Genomic DNA, 15883 nt, shown 5'->3' with positions numbered 1-15883 from the left:
ATTAAATAAAATATTAAAAGGCTTATGATTAGTATTAACAATCTAATCATAAGCCTATTTCTTAAAAAATATATTATTCTTCTAATAATTCTTCTATTAATTCATCTAACTTTTCAGGTTCAAATGTAGGTGCAAATCTAGCAACAACTTCACCATTTTTATCTATTAAAAACTTAGTGAAATTCCACTTTATTTCTTCTCCTTCTGTAGTAAATCCTAAGCCTTTTAATTTATCATAAAATCCTAAAGATGTTTCATCTTCCTTTGCCATTGGAGCTTCTTTCTTTAAAAATTTGTATAATTCACAAGCATTCTCTCCATTAACCTCTACTTTTGCAAAGGTCTTAAATGTAGTTCCATAATTTAACTTACAAAATCCAACTATTTCTTCATTACTTCCTGGTGCTTGCTCAAAGAACTGGTTACATGGAAAATCTAATATTTCAAACCCTTTATCATGGTATTTTTTATAAAGCACTTCTAATCCTTCATATTGAGGAGTAAATCCACATCCTGTTGCAGTATTAACTATTAAAAGAACCTTTCCTTTATACTCCCCTAAAGAAACCTCATTTCCTTCAATATCCTTAACTTTAAAATCATATAGCATAATTAAATCTCTCCTTTTAATGTATTTTAATACCTTTTTAATTTATCCTATAAAAATTTTTTTAATACAAAAATACTGAAAATTTTTTAAAATTATATAAAAATTAACTAATTCCACCTTTAAAATATAAAAAACTTACAAAGAGATTTTGAGAATTAGTAGATGAATCCTCATATCCTTTGTAAGTTTTTACTTTGACAATTTTAATTAAAGAATTTAAAAATCACTTCCTGCTAAGTATCCTGTTGAAAATGCCATTTGAAGATTATATCCACCAGTTTCTGCATCTATATCTATAACTTCTCCTGCAAAATAAAGATTTTTTATAATCTTTGATTCCATAGTAGAGGCATTTATTTCTTTAACCTTAACGCCACCAGAAGTTACCTGAGCTGCCTTTATAGTTAAAGTTTCTCTTACAGTAAGTTTCATCTCTTTAATATATGAAATTATTTTATTTTCATCTTCTTTTTTCAAATCACTAGCCTTAATCTCTGTTAATCCTAGCATTTCAAATATCTGTTTTAAAAAGTTTTGTGGTAATGTTCCTTTTAAATTATTTAATACAGTTTTATTAGGATTGCTTCTTATTATCTGTGATAATTCCTCCTTGGATTTATCACTTAAAAAGTCTAAGCTTAGCTCAACCTCTCCTTGATCTAAAGCCTTAGTTATATAAGAAGATAATTTTAGTATTGCAGGACCAGATACTCCAAAGTGAGTAAATATCATATCTCCAAATTTCTCATACTTTTTCTTTTTTATTTTAGCTGAAACAACCACATCTTTCATAGCTACTCCTTGAAGATTTTTAACGAAGTCTTCTTTAGTAACAAGAGGAATTAAGGCTGCATGAATAGGAGTTATTGTATGTCCATATTTCTCTAATATACCGTACATTTCTCCATCTGACCCTGTATTAGGAAAACTCTTTCCACCTGTAGTTATTATTATTTTATCACCTAAAATCTTTTTACCTTGCTCTGTTATTATTCCTTTTATTTCATCTTCCTCAACTATAAAATCACATACCTTAGTATTGTATAAAACTTTTACTCTACAATCATTTAATTCATTTTTAAATATGCTTATTACTTCTTCTGCTGTATCGCTTTTAGTATATACTTTTTGATCTAATTCAACCTTATACTCTAAGCCCTTTTTACTTAAAAAGTCTAAAAGTTGATAGTTTGAAAATGTATATAATGCACTATACATAAACTTGTTATTTGTAACTATCTTATCAAAAAACTCTTCTATTTCTCTATTGTTAGTTATATTACATCTTCCGCCACCAGTAAGTCTAAGCTTTTTACCGATCTCATTATTTCTCTCTATAAGCACAACCTCATTATTAGCTGATGCTGTTAAAGATGCCATTATTCCTGCTGGGCCTCCCCCAACTACTATTACCTTTTTATTACTCATTTGTTGCCTCCAAATTTTATTTTGAAAATATCTCCAAAAATTTATATCTTATTCTTTATGATTAACTGAAATTAAATTCTACTTTTAATAATTTAATTTTAAAAAATATATAAGTATTATACACTAAAAAAGGTGAGCAAAACTACATAATAATTTAACTCACCTTAATATTTTTTACTTAAGGTCAATTGCTTTATAATCTTTTATTTAACTTAAAATCACTTCTAAAGTTCTTAATAAAAAATTTTAAGCATATATTATACTTAGTAGTTTAATTTACGTTTTAAGGAGGTTTTCTTATGAATTCAATATTACCACAAGCAGTTAATCTATTAAGTTATATAAATTCTGGAGAAACATTCATAATAAAAGATCTTTTTCCTAAAATAATTTGGGATAAGCTATCATATACAGAAAAGAGAACCTTAGAATCCGCATTTTTAAAGCATATAAATAAAAAAGTTGATCTAAGAATTAAAGCACTTAATGAAATAAGAGAAGGACTAAAAGTTTACGAAAAACTTTAGAATTATATTTATTAAAATAAAAAAATAAGCAATTTAATTTCAAATTGCTTATTTTATACTTCTAAAAATTAATTTTTCTATTCTTTCAAAAGTCTAAATCCTTTTAACTTTCTAAACTCCATATTATATTTATAACAAGCCTATTTCCAACCTTTTTAGCCTCTATCTTTTGTCCTTGCTTTTCTACTAATAGTTTAACTATGGCTAGCCCTAAGCCAGTATTTTGCCCTGTTCTCATTCTATCCTTAGTAAAGAACTTTTCAAAGATTCTATTTACATCCTTAGGTTCTAATTCTTCTGCTTTATTAGAAAACTCCATTACTATGTATTTATTTTTCTTCTTTAAGGATATTTTTACTTCCCCTTCACCATGCTTTATGATATTTTCAATTAAATTAGTAAATATTCTATTTAAAGCCTGTTTATCACCTAATACAGGTCCTAAGCCCTCTTCAATATTAATTTCTGGTTCTCCAAATTTATAATCTAAGGTTTCATAAAAAGCCGCAATAATTTCACCCAAGACTAATTCTAAATTAACAGGTTCAAGTTTAATTTCATACTGATCTGCTTGTATTCTAGATAGTCCATAAAAATTAGTTATTAAATCATTTAAAACTAAAGATCTTTTTTCTATTATTTTTAAATATTCTTTTCTTTCCTCTTTATCTAATTTATCATCATTTAATAAATAAACATATCCCATTATAGAAGTTAAAGGAGTTCTTAAATCATGAGACATATTTGCAATGGCTTCTCTTAACTCCATATCCTTTTCCTTATAAATATTCTCCATTTTTCTTTTATCATCTATTAATGTATTTATCTCTACTATTAAATTTTCAATATTTTTATTTGGAAGTGATAATCTTAATTTTTCTATTTTCCCCTCACTATTTAACTTTTTTAACTCCAAGGTTAATCTATTTATTTCTTTAGTTTTTAAAATAAATATTATTAAAAGCACAATAAGGATTGTCAAAGACAATCCTATTATAAATCCTTCCAATATACCTCCTCCTTTATTTAACTTCTTGTTTTCTTATTACTAAAATTCCTAAAATTAAAAATACTACTGTATTTATTATTCCTACTATAATATTAGTTCCTATTATTTTTGTAGTTAAAACTTCACTGACTAAACTCTTTAAAGGATTAAATAATAAATAAGGATAAATTAAAGTGAAAATTCCTTCATATATACTTGATAATATAGAAAATATCATTGGTACTCCAGAAACAATACCTAAGATAACTACAACTGCTAACCCTTCCTTTTTAGTTATTATGGTAATAAAATCATATATAGCTAATGCACTAATATATATTGGGAAAGCTATTAGTAATCTTAATATTACTTCCATAAAATCTGAAAATCCATTAGGACCAACTAATCCTAAGGCATAAGAAGTTCCTATCATAGTTAATACTGCTGTTATTTCAATAACTAAAAATATAATTACCTGAACTATATATTTACTTAAATACACTTTTTCCCTTGATATACTTGAAGAAATTAAATTTTTAAGAGTATTTTCTTTATATTCTTCTAAAACTATATCTATAAACATAAGCATTATCCATGGAATAGCTCCCATAAAGTTAATTGTTATAAAAACTAATGCTGAGAAATCAGGTATTCTAGAATTTTCTAAGAAAGCATAATGCATAGCTATTCCGGCTAAAATTATAAGTAAATTAAATATTATACAAATTGTAATATATAAAGGTCTTCTTGCTATCTTATAAAGTTCTGCTTTTATTAAATTAAGCATTATATTCACCTCCAATTAAATCTACAAAGTAATCTTCTAAATTAACTCCTACTCTTTCTAAAGAATAAACTTCAACTCCACTTTCTACTAACGCTCTGTTTATTAATTGAGGTTCATCTAACTTATTATAAATCTTAATAAATCTATCAGGTAAAACTTCATATGAGTTATTATCTAAAACCTTTTCCAATATTACTGCAGCCTTTTTACAATCGTCAACTTTAATAAGCAAATGATTCCTACATTTCTCATTAAGTTCCTCTGATGAAATCTCTTCTATTATTTTCCCATCCTTTAAAAAGCCATAACAATTTGCAAGTTGTGATAACTCTCCTAAAATATGACTTGATACTAATATTGTAACTCCATTTTTCTTATTTAAATTAATTAATACTTCTCTTACTTCTTTAATTCCCATAGGATCCATTCCATTAGTAGGCTCATCTAAAATAAGTAATTCTGGTTCTCCTAAAAGTGCCAAGGCTAATCCTAATCTTTGCTTCATACCTAGTGAAAACTTTTTGAACTTTTTATTTCCCACATCTCCAAGTCCAACCATTTCTAAGATTTCATCAATAGATTTTTCTCCTACTATTCCTCTTTGAATTCTATAATATTCAAGATTTTGCTTTGCTGTAAGAAAAGAATAAAATGATGGAGTTTCTATTATATTGCCTATTTTCTTATGCTCATAAAGCTTTTTCTTTTCATCAATTTCACCAAAAAGTTCTATTTCTCCTGAGTCATAGTTAGCTAAGGATAAAATAATTCTTATTAAAGTTGTTTTACCAGCACCATTTTTCCCAACTAAACCATATATATCGCCTTTTTTTAGATTCATACTTAAATTATCAATAATATTTTTCTTACCATAATTTTTGTTTAAATTTCTTATAGAAATTATATTTCCCAAAATATTTACCTCCTAACAAGTTTTCTCTTTATCTTTCTCTATGTTTATATAATAAACCTTAAGTCTCAAAATACCTTAAAGAAAACCTTAAGAAAGTCTTAATTTTTCTATTAACTCTTAATTAAATGTATATTTAAAATATAAACTCCTCTATATTTTGATATTTATTCAAATCAACTTATTAAGGAAATTATGAATCATCAATGTAGCTAATCCATTTTAAAGCCTACTCCCCAAATAGTTTTTATATAATCATTTTCATTATCTAAAAGATTTATCTTATTTCTAAGATTGCTTATGTGAACATTTATAGTATTATCATCACCTAAAAACTCCTCTTCCCATACTGTTTCAAATAAGTTTGCCTTAGTAAAAACTTTCTTTGGATTACAAACTAAAAGTTCTAATATTTTAAACTCTTTAGAAGTAAGTTGTATTTCCTCTCCCTTAACCTTAACTTCTCTACTTCTAGGTTCTAATATAAGGTTCTTATATTTTATTGTCTCTACACCTTCACTTGAATTTGTTATTTTACTTCTTCTTAAAAGCGCTTCAACCCTAGCTAAAACTTCATTAACATCAAAAGGTTTACTTATAAAATCATCAGCACCTAATTTTAAAACATTTATCTTATCCTCCATTGCAGTTTTTGCTGATATAACTATTATTGGAGTGTTCTTTATCTTTCTAATCTCCTCTATAAATATTTCACCAGTTATACCTGGTAGCATAAGATCTAAAAGTACCATATCAAAATCAAAAAATTCTAAACACATCTTACCTTCAGATCCTGAAAATGCTTGTCTAACTTTAAACCCTTCCTTCTCTAAAATTTTACTCAATAAATTATTTATATCTATATCATCTTCAACTATTAAAATACTTTCTGAATTAATCATAATTATAACTCCCCTAAAAATTAATTTATAATTGTATTTTTAAAACTTTCTATACCAAAATAATATCATAATACTACAGTTATATTTATTTAAAATAATCTTAAATTTTCATTTAACCCTTAATATAAAATAAAATTTATATATTAATATCAAATTAAAGATTGGAAAGAATGTATTCCATATAAAAGACAATAAATTTTCTATACACTTATATCAAATAAAACTTAAAGGAGCTGAACAAAACTTTAGTTTAAAACTTATTAATAATAAGCTTTAGTAAGTCTTTAATTCAACTCCTTATATTAGATATTTATGTATTGTATTTTAAAATAAATTCTTAATTTTATGCTCTTTGTACTAATTCTTCAACTTTATATTCTTTTCTTTTTTCCGTTTGATCAACTATTAATGCAGCAACTGAGGCCCCTGTTACATTTGTAGCAGTTCTTATCATATCAATTATAGAATCTACTGCAATCACCATAGCTAATGCCTCTATTGGTAATCCTAAGGCCGCTAACATTACAGTTGTTGACATTGTTGCTGATCCAGGTACCCCTGCTATTCCTATAGAAGATATTATAGCAGTTAAAACTATAAGTATATATGAATAAATAGTAAGTTCTACATTAAAAACATTGGCTGCAAATATTGCAACTATTGCTGGATAAAAACCTCCACATCCATTTAATCCAATTGTTGATCCAAGTGGTGCTACAAAGCTTGCTATATTTTCTGATACTCCTACACCTTCTACTAAAGATTTTATTGTAACAGGTAAAGTACCATAACTACTTTGGCTTGTAAAAGCTACAACTTGCGCTGGGAAAATTCCTTTAAAGAATTTTAATGGATTCATCCTTGCAACAAAGCTTATTAATGGAGTATATACAAATAAAAATTGAAGAAAGGCAGCTATATAAACAGCTAGTATAACCCATATTAATGACATCAAAGTATCCATTCCATTTTTAGCTGCTGCTGTAGCTATTAAAGCAAATACTCCATATGGTATTATCCTTAATACCATTTTAGTTATTCTTAAAACTATATCATAAGCTGATAAAATAAAATCTTTAAATGGCTTTGCTTTTTCTTTATTAGTATTATCTTCAATAACTAACGCAATTGCTATAAACATTGAAAAGATAACTATTGGTATTATTTTATTTTCTACAATAGCTGCTAAAGGATTTGATGGTAGCATATCTATAAGTACCTTAGAAAACCCTGGTATTTCTCTTGCCTTAAAATTTTCAGCCCCTATAAATCTTAAACCTTGTCCAAGATTTAAAGAACTAGCTACAATAATTCCTATAAAAGCTGCAGCTCCTGTAGTTCCTAATAAAACAGTAAATGTTTTTAATCCTATTGATTTTAATGTATCTAAATTTTCTAATCTAACAATACTAGTTATTAAGGATGTTACTACTAAAGGAACTACTATCATCTTAATTAAAGACATATAAGCCTTTCCTACTGTATCTAAAAATAGTATATTCTCCTTAAATATGATTCCAAGTACTACCCCTAAAGTTAATGCTGTCAGCGTAGCAAATGAAAATTTATTTGTAATTTTTCTTATTTTATATATAGCATATGTTGCTAATATTGAAAGCACAATTGCTAATATTAATTTAATATTAATCATAAAAAATTTCCTCCTATAAAATTACTTTTTATTTAATATTGCTAAGCTTTTATATTAAAAGCCAAGCTTACAAAGTATAATTTTATTGTTATATGCTGGCCAGCAAAATGTAATAAAAAAAGCCCTCTACCTCTGTAAATTACAGAGGCAGAAGACTATACTTCCACGGTTCCACTCTGATTAGATATATAATATCCATCTCTATTTAGGTACATTCATACCCTAACTCTATAATGGGAGTTCCCATAAACACCTACTTAATTCGGCACTTAAGCTCCAAGGGGCACTTCAATAATACTCATTACAGGTTATCTCAGCAAACTAACCTCTCTCTGTAGTAACTTATAATATTTACTTTCCCTCTTCAACGCATTTAAATAAATATTTTTCTTGTTTTAAATAATATATTATTTATTTTTTAAAGTCAACATATTTTTTCAACTTAAATTATTTCTTGACAGTTTCATATTTTAAATGGTATTATTATTAAGCAGTTGGCACGTATAGTGCTAATTCTTTTGTAGAGCTTGGTTTAGTCCTTCGCCGGATGCCAAGCTCTACTTTTTTATCCAAAATTTAATTTAAAGATTTTAATTGTGAATAATTATTATAAATATTAATTCTTAAAGGAAGTTCCTATATAAACAAATTAGAATTCCTATGCATATACTATAGCGATGTCTACATTACTATAGAAGGGAGGCCTACTCAATAGGTGAATATTATCTAATGATTTTATACTCTTATTGAAGATTTTATGGAAAAAGATCTGTTTAATAATGAAGCCTTAGATGATATTATTTTTAGGTTATCAAAAAGTACTCTTTCAGATTTTTTCTATGAAAAAATTGGTGAACGAAACATGATAATGGGCGGGCTAAATTCTGATTTTTCTGGAGTAGCTTCTACAACCTTAACTGGCTGCTCTTTTCAACTTCAACAATTAACTCTTTTTAAAAGATTACTAAATGAAGGAGAATTAATTTTAGAATTTTTGCTTGAAAATAAAGATGAATTTAGAAATTGGTTTAATAACAATCCTTATGCTTATTTTAAACACTGTTCTATATTCAAAAACTCAACATTAGAAAAAGATTACTATAAAGATTTTAAATCTTCATACAATGAGCTAACCTCCAAGTATAATTTAAACTTGCTTAACTTTATATCATCTCTTATTTTTCTTTCTTCTTATAATTGCTGCATAAAGAAAAAAGCAAACTATGAAGAAGCCTTTGTTAAAGCAATTTTAGAAAACCATATAGATAAAGTCTATGAAAAATCTATTGATATAAAAAATTTTCTTGAAAAATTAGAATTAAAACCTCTAGAGTTTAAAGATGAAATAAGAAATTTGTTAGTATTAATTTCATCTGAGTCCTTATATTTTGAAGATATCCCATTAAGATTATTAGATTATGCAAATGCAACTGATATACTTACCGTTATAATCTTAATTGTAAACGTAAAAGAATACATTTCAGAAAGTAAGGTTATTCCTCTTAATCTATCTAAAAACTCTTTTATGAGTATAGATGAATATAAAAAATTTATGAATTCTATAAGTGAATCCTATATTAGAATATATGATTTTGATGAAGAGGTTAGAAAAAAAATAGAAGAAGATCTTAAACTTTAAGTAAAAAGGCAACTAAAATTTTATTTAAGTTGCCTTTTTATAAGAATATTTATAATTAAAAGCTTATAATCTCTTCTCTAAGAGTAATATTATGTGATAGAATAAAAAAATATGACTTTTAAATTAGTAATTATATAATTTATCTTTATAAAGTTATTTTAAATAAATTAAAGGTATTTTTATTTAGAAAGGTGGTGGATACGTTACTATATTAGTTAAGTTTATAATATATAACTAAGACTTAGTAACGATTATTATGACACAAACTCAAAAAAACACTCAAATTTTCAAATACAATAAAGCAGAAAAAAGAAATAAAAATTTTATGTATATGGATTTTAGAAGAGGAAACTGCTATAACTGTGATTTCTCTTGTTCTAATTTTAGTTATGCAAGCTTTAGAGGTGCACATTTTAAATCTTGTGATTTCTTTGAATGCAAATTTGACTCTACAGAATTTATAGGTAGTAACCTTAAGAAAAGTAAATTTAAAAAATCTAAATTTAAAAATGTAATCTTTGAAGGTGTTAACTTAGATGGAGTTGATTTTTCAGGTGCTACCTTTGAAAATGTAATATTTATAAATAGTGATATAAGCAAAACATCTGGCATGAAGTTTAAAGAAGATGAAGTTAAAATTTATGAAGATATGCCATCTTTTGAAATCAGTGACTCTCTTAAGGAAGCTGCTTTAAAGGCTTTAGAAAATAAATACATAAAAAAATCTAGGGTTTTAGATACAAAAGAAGGTGACTTAAATACCTTAAGTTTAATTAGACTTCTTGAGAATCATAAAGAAAATATGCTTATAGAAGGACTTAAACTTTCTGCTGAAAAAATAGATAGAGATTTCTGTACTTTAAGCTACATAGACAAAGCTATTACTAAACTTAAAAATGAAGGTTTATTATAAGAAAGATTATCAATATAAAAGATATTATAAGAGAGGCACAACCTCTCTTATAATATCTAATTATTTTCCTCTAAAAATTTAAATATCTTATCTAAATAATCATAAAGAATTTCATCTTTTTCAAAAAACCCCTCATGTTTACTTCCCTTCACTTCAATAAGTTCACAGTCCTTGGCTAATTTTTTAAACTCATCATGAAATTTTGTGTCAACATAGGAATCAAACTCACTTTTAAATAATAAAATAGGTGTGTCAATTCTCTCTATATTTCTCTTTTTCATTAAATAATCAGTTGCCCTTGCAGCTTCTTTATACCAATGAATAGAGCCTCCACCTCTTCTCAAAATAGGATTTTCTAGGAGAAATTTATGGTATAAGCCATGTCTAAGTTTATCTGATGTTCCTGATGCCTCTAAATTCTCCTCTTCCTCAAAGGGTTTTTGTCCAAAAATAAAACTCTCTCCTTTTCCCATAAGAATTAAAAATTTAGCTATTAATTTGCATTTTATATGAGAGTATTCTCTTGTATTTATTCTAAACATTGGAGAATTTAAAATTACCTTCTTAAAATATCCATGATTATTTTCTAAAAATATAGTACCTATAGCTCCTCCCATAGAATGTGCAAATAAATATAAATTATTATTAAACCTCTTATCTTTTAATACAACCTCATTTAAAAATGTCTTTAGATCTTTAACATAGTAATCAAAGGATTCTACTTCCACCTGTGTATTACAAGATTTACTTAAACACCCTGATCTCCCATGACCTCTATGTTCCATTATATAAACTGAAAAACCTTCATTTAGAAAATAGTATATTATTTCATGATACTTCTCTATACATTCCGAAAACCCATGACATATAACTATTGCTTTATCCGATTCTTCCACTATGTATTTTTCATAATATATATTAGCAAAATTCTCTCCTTTAAAAGTTCCACTATTTCTCATCCTATTTAGCATATTTTCAACTATTTCTACATCCTCTTTTTTCTCCCCATATTTATAAATATATTTTCTATTTAAAGTTTTACACATAAAGTTCCCCCTTTTTTATATGTTCATAGATTATATATTTTCCCTAAAATAATTATACTACTTATTAAAAATAAATATTTATAAAAGGTTAAAATCAATTAAAGGCTTTATGCTATACTATCTATATAAAATTGAATAAAAAAATAATTTTTTTACAATCTAAATATAAGGGGTGAATTTAATATGTTTAGACATATCTTAGAAGGTGCTATATGGATAATAAATGCAGTATCAATAATGGTTCTTTTATGGGGAGTTCTCTTAACCGTAAAGAATTTTGTTATATCTGAAATAAAATCTAAAGATAGAATTGAAGCTATAAAAAAGATTACTATTGTCAAAAATTGCTTAGGAACTTATATATTACTTGGATTAGAAATTCTAATATGTGCTGATATAATTGAATCTATATTAAATCCTACTTTCCACGATATTATAGTTTTAGCATCCATAGTAGTAATAAGAACTGTAATTTCTTACTTTCTTAATAAAGAAATAGAATCTAATAAGGAGCACCTTGAAAATTAAATTCTAGATTATTATGAAGGAAGTGATTTCTTTGGTACACAAAACTTTAGAATGGTTGATTCTTATTTTGCAAGGAATATCTGTTACAGTAATTATTTATGGAGTCCTACTAACTATATTTAAATTCTTCAAAATTGAATTTTCAAAGGAAAATAGAATATTAAAGGTTAAAGCATTAAATAAGGCTAAAAACTTTCTTGGTAGTTATATATTATTAGGTTTAGAAATATTAGTCTGTTCAGGTATTATATTATCCATTTTAAAACCTACATTATATGATATTTTGCTTTTAGGATCAACAGTTGCACTAAGAACTGTAATCTCTTACTTTCTAAAAAAAGAACTTAAATCAAGCAATGGAAATTCTAATTTAAAAGAAGAAAACTCTTAAGGAGTTTTCTTTTTTATTTAATAGGTTTATATTAAAATTTATTAATAATTATACTATTTCTTAAAGAGTAACAATATGTATTAAATAAGCAATTATTGAGGTTAAATTAAATGAATTTAAAGTATGTTTTTTCCATATTTATTTTGTATTGCAAAGACTTATTATCAATAAAATTTACCAAAGTATTATTTAGCTTTTTATACTGTCAAATTATTCTTTTAATAACTACTCCCAATAAACATACTACTAAACACAAAAATAAAATTAATATAAAAAATTTTTCAAATATATATAATTCATCAAAAATAAAAAATAAAGATAATACCCCTCCTAATAAACTAAAGGTATCAATTATTCACCTAAAAAACTCTACTTATCTACAAAATATAAATAACAATATTTTAGAAAATAAAGTTAATTTTAAAATATTAGAAGATAAACTTCAAGAATATAGGCTACCTATTTTTTTAAGCCACCTCTCCATAATTGATGTCTTTAAGGGAGATGTAGAATTTCCTAAACATATTACCTATATAGATTCGATAAAAAATACTCTAAACTTATGTTCAAGCTCCTTAATTTTAGATGCATCTAGTAGAAAGTCTGGATTTTTATATTTAGATGGGTACTTAGAAATAGATTTAACATATTCAACACCAGAAAACAACAAAATTCCTCTTATATCTAAACTAAATAACTATGTAATTAGAATTCCTTTTAATAGTTCTATTCACATTAATTTTATTTATCCATTAATGGGGAATAAGGTGTATTTTAATGAAACTAACATATCCTTAAAAGAAACCAAATTTACTAATGATATAAAATCTAGCGATATAAAAGTTATAGAAGACTGCATTAACTTGCACAAAGTCTTAACATTCTCCATAATAGCTAATTATTCTATTGAACTCTACGATTTTTTATAGTATTTTTTAATCTTAATTAATCAAAACTAAAAAACATAGAACATTTTCAAATAAAATAGAATACTATATAACATAAGGTCAATAATTAAAATTTTATGTTATGAGGTGAAATTAAATGAGTTCATGTTGCGAAAGAAGATTTCCTGTATGTGCTGATGATATAGATGTAACTGTTGATAATTTTGATACAACAGCACTTCCACTTATCCCTAATCCTACTACAAACGCTAAAGTCCTTGTTAGACTTGCTACTGTAAATATAAATCATGCTTTAACCGATTCAATTGTAATTCCTGAAGGATTTTATAGTATAAAAGGAATATCTAGAAGATTAGTTTTAACTCAATGTTATATAGTTCCAACTTCAACAGCAACAGCAACAACAAATAGTGCTCAACTTTTCGTTGAAGGATATATTTTAAAAAATGTTCAATACGCTACTCCAAGCGCTGATCAAGCTCCTGCTGATCCATGTGAAGATTGTGTTGTTATGAGAAATGACTATAGAGATTTAACAGCAAAAATTAACTTTAATTTTTCAGTTCCAATAACTTTAACTAATGCTAATATAGTTACTCCTGTAACTGAAACAGAAAGAGCATTATTAAAAGACTGTATGAAACCATGTGATAAAGGTACAATGAGTGAATCTGATTGTGAAAGATTATTCTCTCAAGCAGTTGTATTACAAGAACCATTTTCTTGTGAATTAGATAGATATACTATTAATGAAGCTGTTATAAGCAAAACAAATTGTTCACTTACTAATGAAGATTTATTTGATACAGTAGTAGAAAAATTAAATCTTAACTTAGTAATTTCTATCTTCCAACTTAGACCTGTTACAGTAACAGGTCTTGGTATTACTGCCGCTTTAGCTGCTGAAGTTGAATAGACTCTAAAATTTAATGAATTTATAAAATAAAAGTACTGGAATAAAAATTCCAGTACTTTTATTTTATCTAAAAAGACTTCAATGCTTTTTCAAAGGCTATTCTTTCACTTCCATCCTCTAAATATATTATTCCACATCTTTTAAAATTATTTTTTACTACTGCCCCCTGCATAGAAATATTATCTCTATGAGTATCTATTTTTATGCTAAAAATCCCTTTATTTAAAGCCAAACTCTCTGCCTCTTTTATTAATTCTTTGAAAATTCCTTTTCCCTTGTATTTGTCATGAACAGCAACCCTATGCATAACAATATATTCATCATTGGTAATCCATTCCCCATTAAATATTGAATTATAGGTACTTTCACCATCTAAGGATATTACAGTGGTAGCAACAATTTCATCTTTATTGGTTAATACATAACTATTTCCACTTTCTATATCTCTTCTTAAATCTTCCTTTGATGGATATCCATCTTGCCATTGATCAACCTTAGTTTCTTTAAGATATTTTTTAGATAATTCTATTATTTCCACAATCTGATCTAAATCAGAAATCTTTGCTTGTCTAAATTCCAAATTTACTCCCCCTAATTTCTAAAGTTTAAATGAAATTTTATATTAAAACTTCTATTTTGTCTACCTTAAAATAAAAATCAAATTTATCTTAATTATAAAAAATCAACTATTAAATCTCAAAAATTAAATTAATCTTAATAATATATAATTATAAAAACAAACTCTTAAATATTAAAAATCAAACTTAATCTTAAGAATGTAAAAATCAACTCTTACTATAATATAAAAATAACTTATTTTTGTCTCTTATACTATTTTATCTTTTAACTATATAATAAAATACTCCCTTTATAGTAAAAATTTAATTATTACTACAAAGGGAGTTTGTAAGAATACTAACTTTTATATTATTTAATAGCTTTTTTATTATTACATATTCTTAAAATAAAATATCCTAAGAATATAACTGTATATATTATTACAGCATTTAAATTAAAAACTTTCTTATTAAATAAGATTAATATTATATGTACATACACTAGAAAATAAAAAGGATATGCCCATCTTTGAACCATTTTCCATTTACTTGGTGACATAGTAACTCTTACTTTCTTAAATGATGTTATAAATAGAGGTATCATTATTATAAATGCTATTAATCCTACTATTATAAAAGATATGTATAAAATGCTTAATGGCTTTCCACTAAATAATCTTACTAAGAACTTATAAGTATAGATTATAAAATGAGGTAATATAAGTATAGATGCTAAAATTGCCATTTCTGCTCTAACTCTTAAAAGTTTTTTAGTAATTCCCCATTTCTTACTTAAAGCTCCTGCAAACATTACTAAAATAAATAATGCTGTTGATACAAAGCCTTTCATAAAGCTTCTTTCTAAAACAAATATAATTCCTTCTAATTTAAAGCCTGTCCATATTTTAAAAATCTCATATGATGTAACTACTACTGATATTAAAGTAGCCAACATATAAAAATATTTAGATTGCTTTTTAAAAATGTTGTTTAGACCTACTGTTAAAATTATTACTGCTATTAATGAATAAATTAGATATTCCATTGATTTCTCCTTCCATATGTTACTGACAATCATTTTCATTTAGAATAATACTATACAATTCATTAAAAGTCAATTAAAAATTTAGAAATATTATTAATAAATATTTATTATTTTTAATTTAATTATCATAAAATATA

Annotated in this window: 17 protein-coding genes and 1 other annotated feature; of the genes, 7 read left to right on the top strand and 10 right to left on the bottom strand. The window is 25.5% G+C overall.

Going from position 1 to position 15883, the window contains the following annotated elements; genetic code table 11:
• Positions 1-73: 73 nt before the first annotated feature.
• Positions 74-610: a glutathione peroxidase gene (locus CPF_RS05875; RefSeq protein WP_003456157.1), complete on the bottom strand. Its 537-nt coding sequence runs from the start codon at positions 608-610 to the stop codon at positions 74-76.
• Positions 611-826: 216 nt separating this feature from the next.
• Positions 827-2038, bottom strand: a complete 1212-nt coding sequence (locus CPF_RS05870; RefSeq protein ID WP_003456357.1) for an NAD(P)/FAD-dependent oxidoreductase — start codon at positions 2036-2038, stop codon at positions 827-829.
• Positions 2039-2337: 299 nt separating this feature from the next.
• Here CPF_RS05870 and CPF_RS05865 point away from each other — a divergent pair, with 299 nt between their 5' ends.
• On the top strand, positions 2338-2565 hold the full coding sequence (locus CPF_RS05865) for a single-stranded DNA-binding protein (RefSeq protein WP_003450420.1): 228 nt from the start codon (positions 2338-2340) through the stop codon (positions 2563-2565).
• Between the two features lie 103 nt (positions 2566-2668).
• On the opposite strand, the gene CPF_RS05860 is transcribed toward CPF_RS05865, so the two are convergent.
• The 5 genes from CPF_RS05860 to CPF_RS05840 form a co-directional block, all read right to left on the bottom strand.
• Positions 2669-3574 carry a sensor histidine kinase gene (locus CPF_RS05860; protein WP_003456262.1) on the bottom strand — a complete coding sequence of 302 codons (906 nt, stop codon included), beginning with the start codon at positions 3572-3574 and terminating at the stop codon, positions 2669-2671.
• 13 nt (positions 3575-3587) lie between these two features.
• Positions 3588-4340, bottom strand: coding sequence for an ABC transporter permease (locus CPF_RS05855; RefSeq protein WP_011590607.1), 753 nt, complete (start codon positions 4338-4340; stop codon positions 3588-3590).
• The gene (locus tag CPF_RS05850) at positions 4333-5253 is read right to left on the bottom strand and encodes an ATP-binding cassette domain-containing protein (protein ID WP_003456219.1); all 921 of its coding nucleotides are present in this window, start codon (positions 5251-5253) and stop codon (positions 4333-4335) included. The genes CPF_RS05855 and CPF_RS05850 overlap by 8 nt, the downstream gene beginning before the upstream one ends.
• Before the next feature lie 209 nt (positions 5254-5462).
• Positions 5463-6152, bottom strand: a complete 690-nt coding sequence (locus tag CPF_RS05845; RefSeq protein ID WP_003456183.1) for a response regulator transcription factor — start codon at positions 6150-6152, stop codon at positions 5463-5465.
• A 343-nt stretch (positions 6153-6495) separates the two neighbouring features.
• A complete protein-coding gene (locus tag CPF_RS05840) occupies positions 6496-7803 on the bottom strand; it encodes a dicarboxylate/amino acid:cation symporter (RefSeq protein ID WP_003456155.1) in 1308 nt (435 codons plus the stop codon).
• Positions 7804-7943: 140 nt separating this feature from the next.
• Positions 7944-8180: a binding site (T-box leader), on the bottom strand.
• Between the two features lie 380 nt (positions 8181-8560).
• On the opposite strand from CPF_RS05840, the gene CPF_RS05835 reads away from it, so the two are divergent.
• Together CPF_RS05835 and CPF_RS05830 are read left to right on the top strand one after the other, a co-directional pair.
• Positions 8561-9442 (top strand): hypothetical protein, encoded by an 882-nt coding sequence (locus CPF_RS05835; protein WP_003456226.1) that lies wholly within the window; start codon positions 8561-8563, stop codon positions 9440-9442.
• Positions 9443-9767: 325 nt separating this feature from the next.
• Positions 9768-10355 (top strand): pentapeptide repeat-containing protein, encoded by a 588-nt coding sequence (locus CPF_RS05830; protein WP_003456169.1) that lies wholly within the window; start codon positions 9768-9770, stop codon positions 10353-10355.
• A 56-nt stretch (positions 10356-10411) separates the two neighbouring features.
• Here the strand turns inward: CPF_RS05830 and CPF_RS05825 are convergent, their stop codons facing one another.
• Entirely contained in the window at positions 10412-11401 is a 990-nt protein-coding gene (locus tag CPF_RS05825; protein ID WP_003456141.1) for an alpha/beta fold hydrolase, read from the bottom strand.
• Positions 11402-11584: 183 nt separating this feature from the next.
• Between CPF_RS05825 and CPF_RS05820 the strand changes: the two genes are divergently transcribed.
• The 4 genes from CPF_RS05820 to CPF_RS05805 all read left to right on the top strand — a co-directional run bounded on the left by CPF_RS05820 (position 11585) and on the right by CPF_RS05805 (position 14144).
• A complete protein-coding gene (locus tag CPF_RS05820) occupies positions 11585-11929 on the top strand; it encodes a DUF1622 domain-containing protein (protein ID WP_003456325.1) in 345 nt (114 codons plus the stop codon).
• A gap of 31 nt (positions 11930-11960) precedes the next feature.
• Positions 11961-12320 carry a DUF1622 domain-containing protein gene (locus tag CPF_RS05815; protein WP_080503683.1) on the top strand — a complete coding sequence of 120 codons (360 nt, stop codon included), beginning with the start codon at positions 11961-11963 and terminating at the stop codon, positions 12318-12320.
• Positions 12321-12430: 110 nt separating this feature from the next.
• On the top strand, positions 12431-13249 hold the full coding sequence (locus tag CPF_RS05810; RefSeq protein WP_003456368.1) for a hypothetical protein: 819 nt from the start codon (positions 12431-12433) through the stop codon (positions 13247-13249).
• 115 nt (positions 13250-13364) lie between these two features.
• A complete protein-coding gene (locus tag CPF_RS05805) occupies positions 13365-14144 on the top strand; it encodes a hypothetical protein (RefSeq protein WP_003456323.1) in 780 nt (259 codons plus the stop codon).
• Positions 14145-14211: 67 nt separating this feature from the next.
• Here CPF_RS05805 and CPF_RS05800 read toward each other — a convergent pair whose 3' ends face one another.
• Together CPF_RS05800 and CPF_RS05795 are read right to left on the bottom strand one after the other, a co-directional pair.
• Positions 14212-14724: a GNAT family N-acetyltransferase gene (locus CPF_RS05800; RefSeq protein WP_011590604.1), complete on the bottom strand. Its 513-nt coding sequence runs from the start codon at positions 14722-14724 to the stop codon at positions 14212-14214.
• 347 nt (positions 14725-15071) lie between these two features.
• Complete coding sequence (locus CPF_RS05795) at positions 15072-15746, bottom strand: ferric reductase-like transmembrane domain-containing protein (protein WP_003456389.1); 675 nt, start codon at positions 15744-15746, stop codon at positions 15072-15074.
• Between the last annotated feature and the right edge of the window lie 137 nt (positions 15747-15883).

It is taken from the genome of Clostridium perfringens ATCC 13124, from assembly GCF_000013285.1.
Taxonomy (GTDB): domain Bacteria; phylum Bacillota; class Clostridia; order Clostridiales; family Clostridiaceae; genus Sarcina; species Sarcina perfringens.
Note: the sequence above shows the minus strand (reverse complement) of the source record. Positions and strands in the feature narration are given on the sequence as shown.

Coding starts and splice junctions, on each gene's coding strand:
- CPF_RS05875 (WP_003456157.1), bottom strand. CDS start 610: ATGCTATATGATTTTAAAGTTAAGGATATTGAAGGAAATGAGGTTTCT.
- CPF_RS05870 (WP_003456357.1), bottom strand. CDS start 2,038: ATGAGTAATAAAAAGGTAATAGTAGTTGGGGGAGGCCCAGCAGGAATA.
- CPF_RS05865 (WP_003450420.1), top strand. CDS start 2,338: ATGAATTCAATATTACCACAAGCAGTTAATCTATTAAGTTATATAAAT.
- CPF_RS05855 (WP_011590607.1), bottom strand. CDS start 4,340: ATGCTTAATTTAATAAAAGCAGAACTTTATAAGATAGCAAGAAGACCT.
- CPF_RS05845 (WP_003456183.1), bottom strand. CDS start 6,152: ATGATTAATTCAGAAAGTATTTTAATAGTTGAAGATGATATAGATATA.
- CPF_RS05840 (WP_003456155.1), bottom strand. CDS start 7,803: ATGATTAATATTAAATTAATATTAGCAATTGTGCTTTCAATATTAGCA.
- CPF_RS05835 (WP_003456226.1), top strand. CDS start 8,561: ATGGAAAAAGATCTGTTTAATAATGAAGCCTTAGATGATATTATTTTT.
- CPF_RS05830 (WP_003456169.1), top strand. CDS start 9,768: ATGTATATGGATTTTAGAAGAGGAAACTGCTATAACTGTGATTTCTCT.
- CPF_RS05825 (WP_003456141.1), bottom strand. CDS start 11,401: ATGTGTAAAACTTTAAATAGAAAATATATTTATAAATATGGGGAGAAA.
- CPF_RS05820 (WP_003456325.1), top strand. CDS start 11,585: ATGTTTAGACATATCTTAGAAGGTGCTATATGGATAATAAATGCAGTA.
- CPF_RS05810 (WP_003456368.1), top strand. CDS start 12,431: ATGAATTTAAAGTATGTTTTTTCCATATTTATTTTGTATTGCAAAGAC.
- CPF_RS05805 (WP_003456323.1), top strand. CDS start 13,365: ATGAGTTCATGTTGCGAAAGAAGATTTCCTGTATGTGCTGATGATATA.
- CPF_RS05795 (WP_003456389.1), bottom strand. CDS start 15,746: ATGGAATATCTAATTTATTCATTAATAGCAGTAATAATTTTAACAGTA.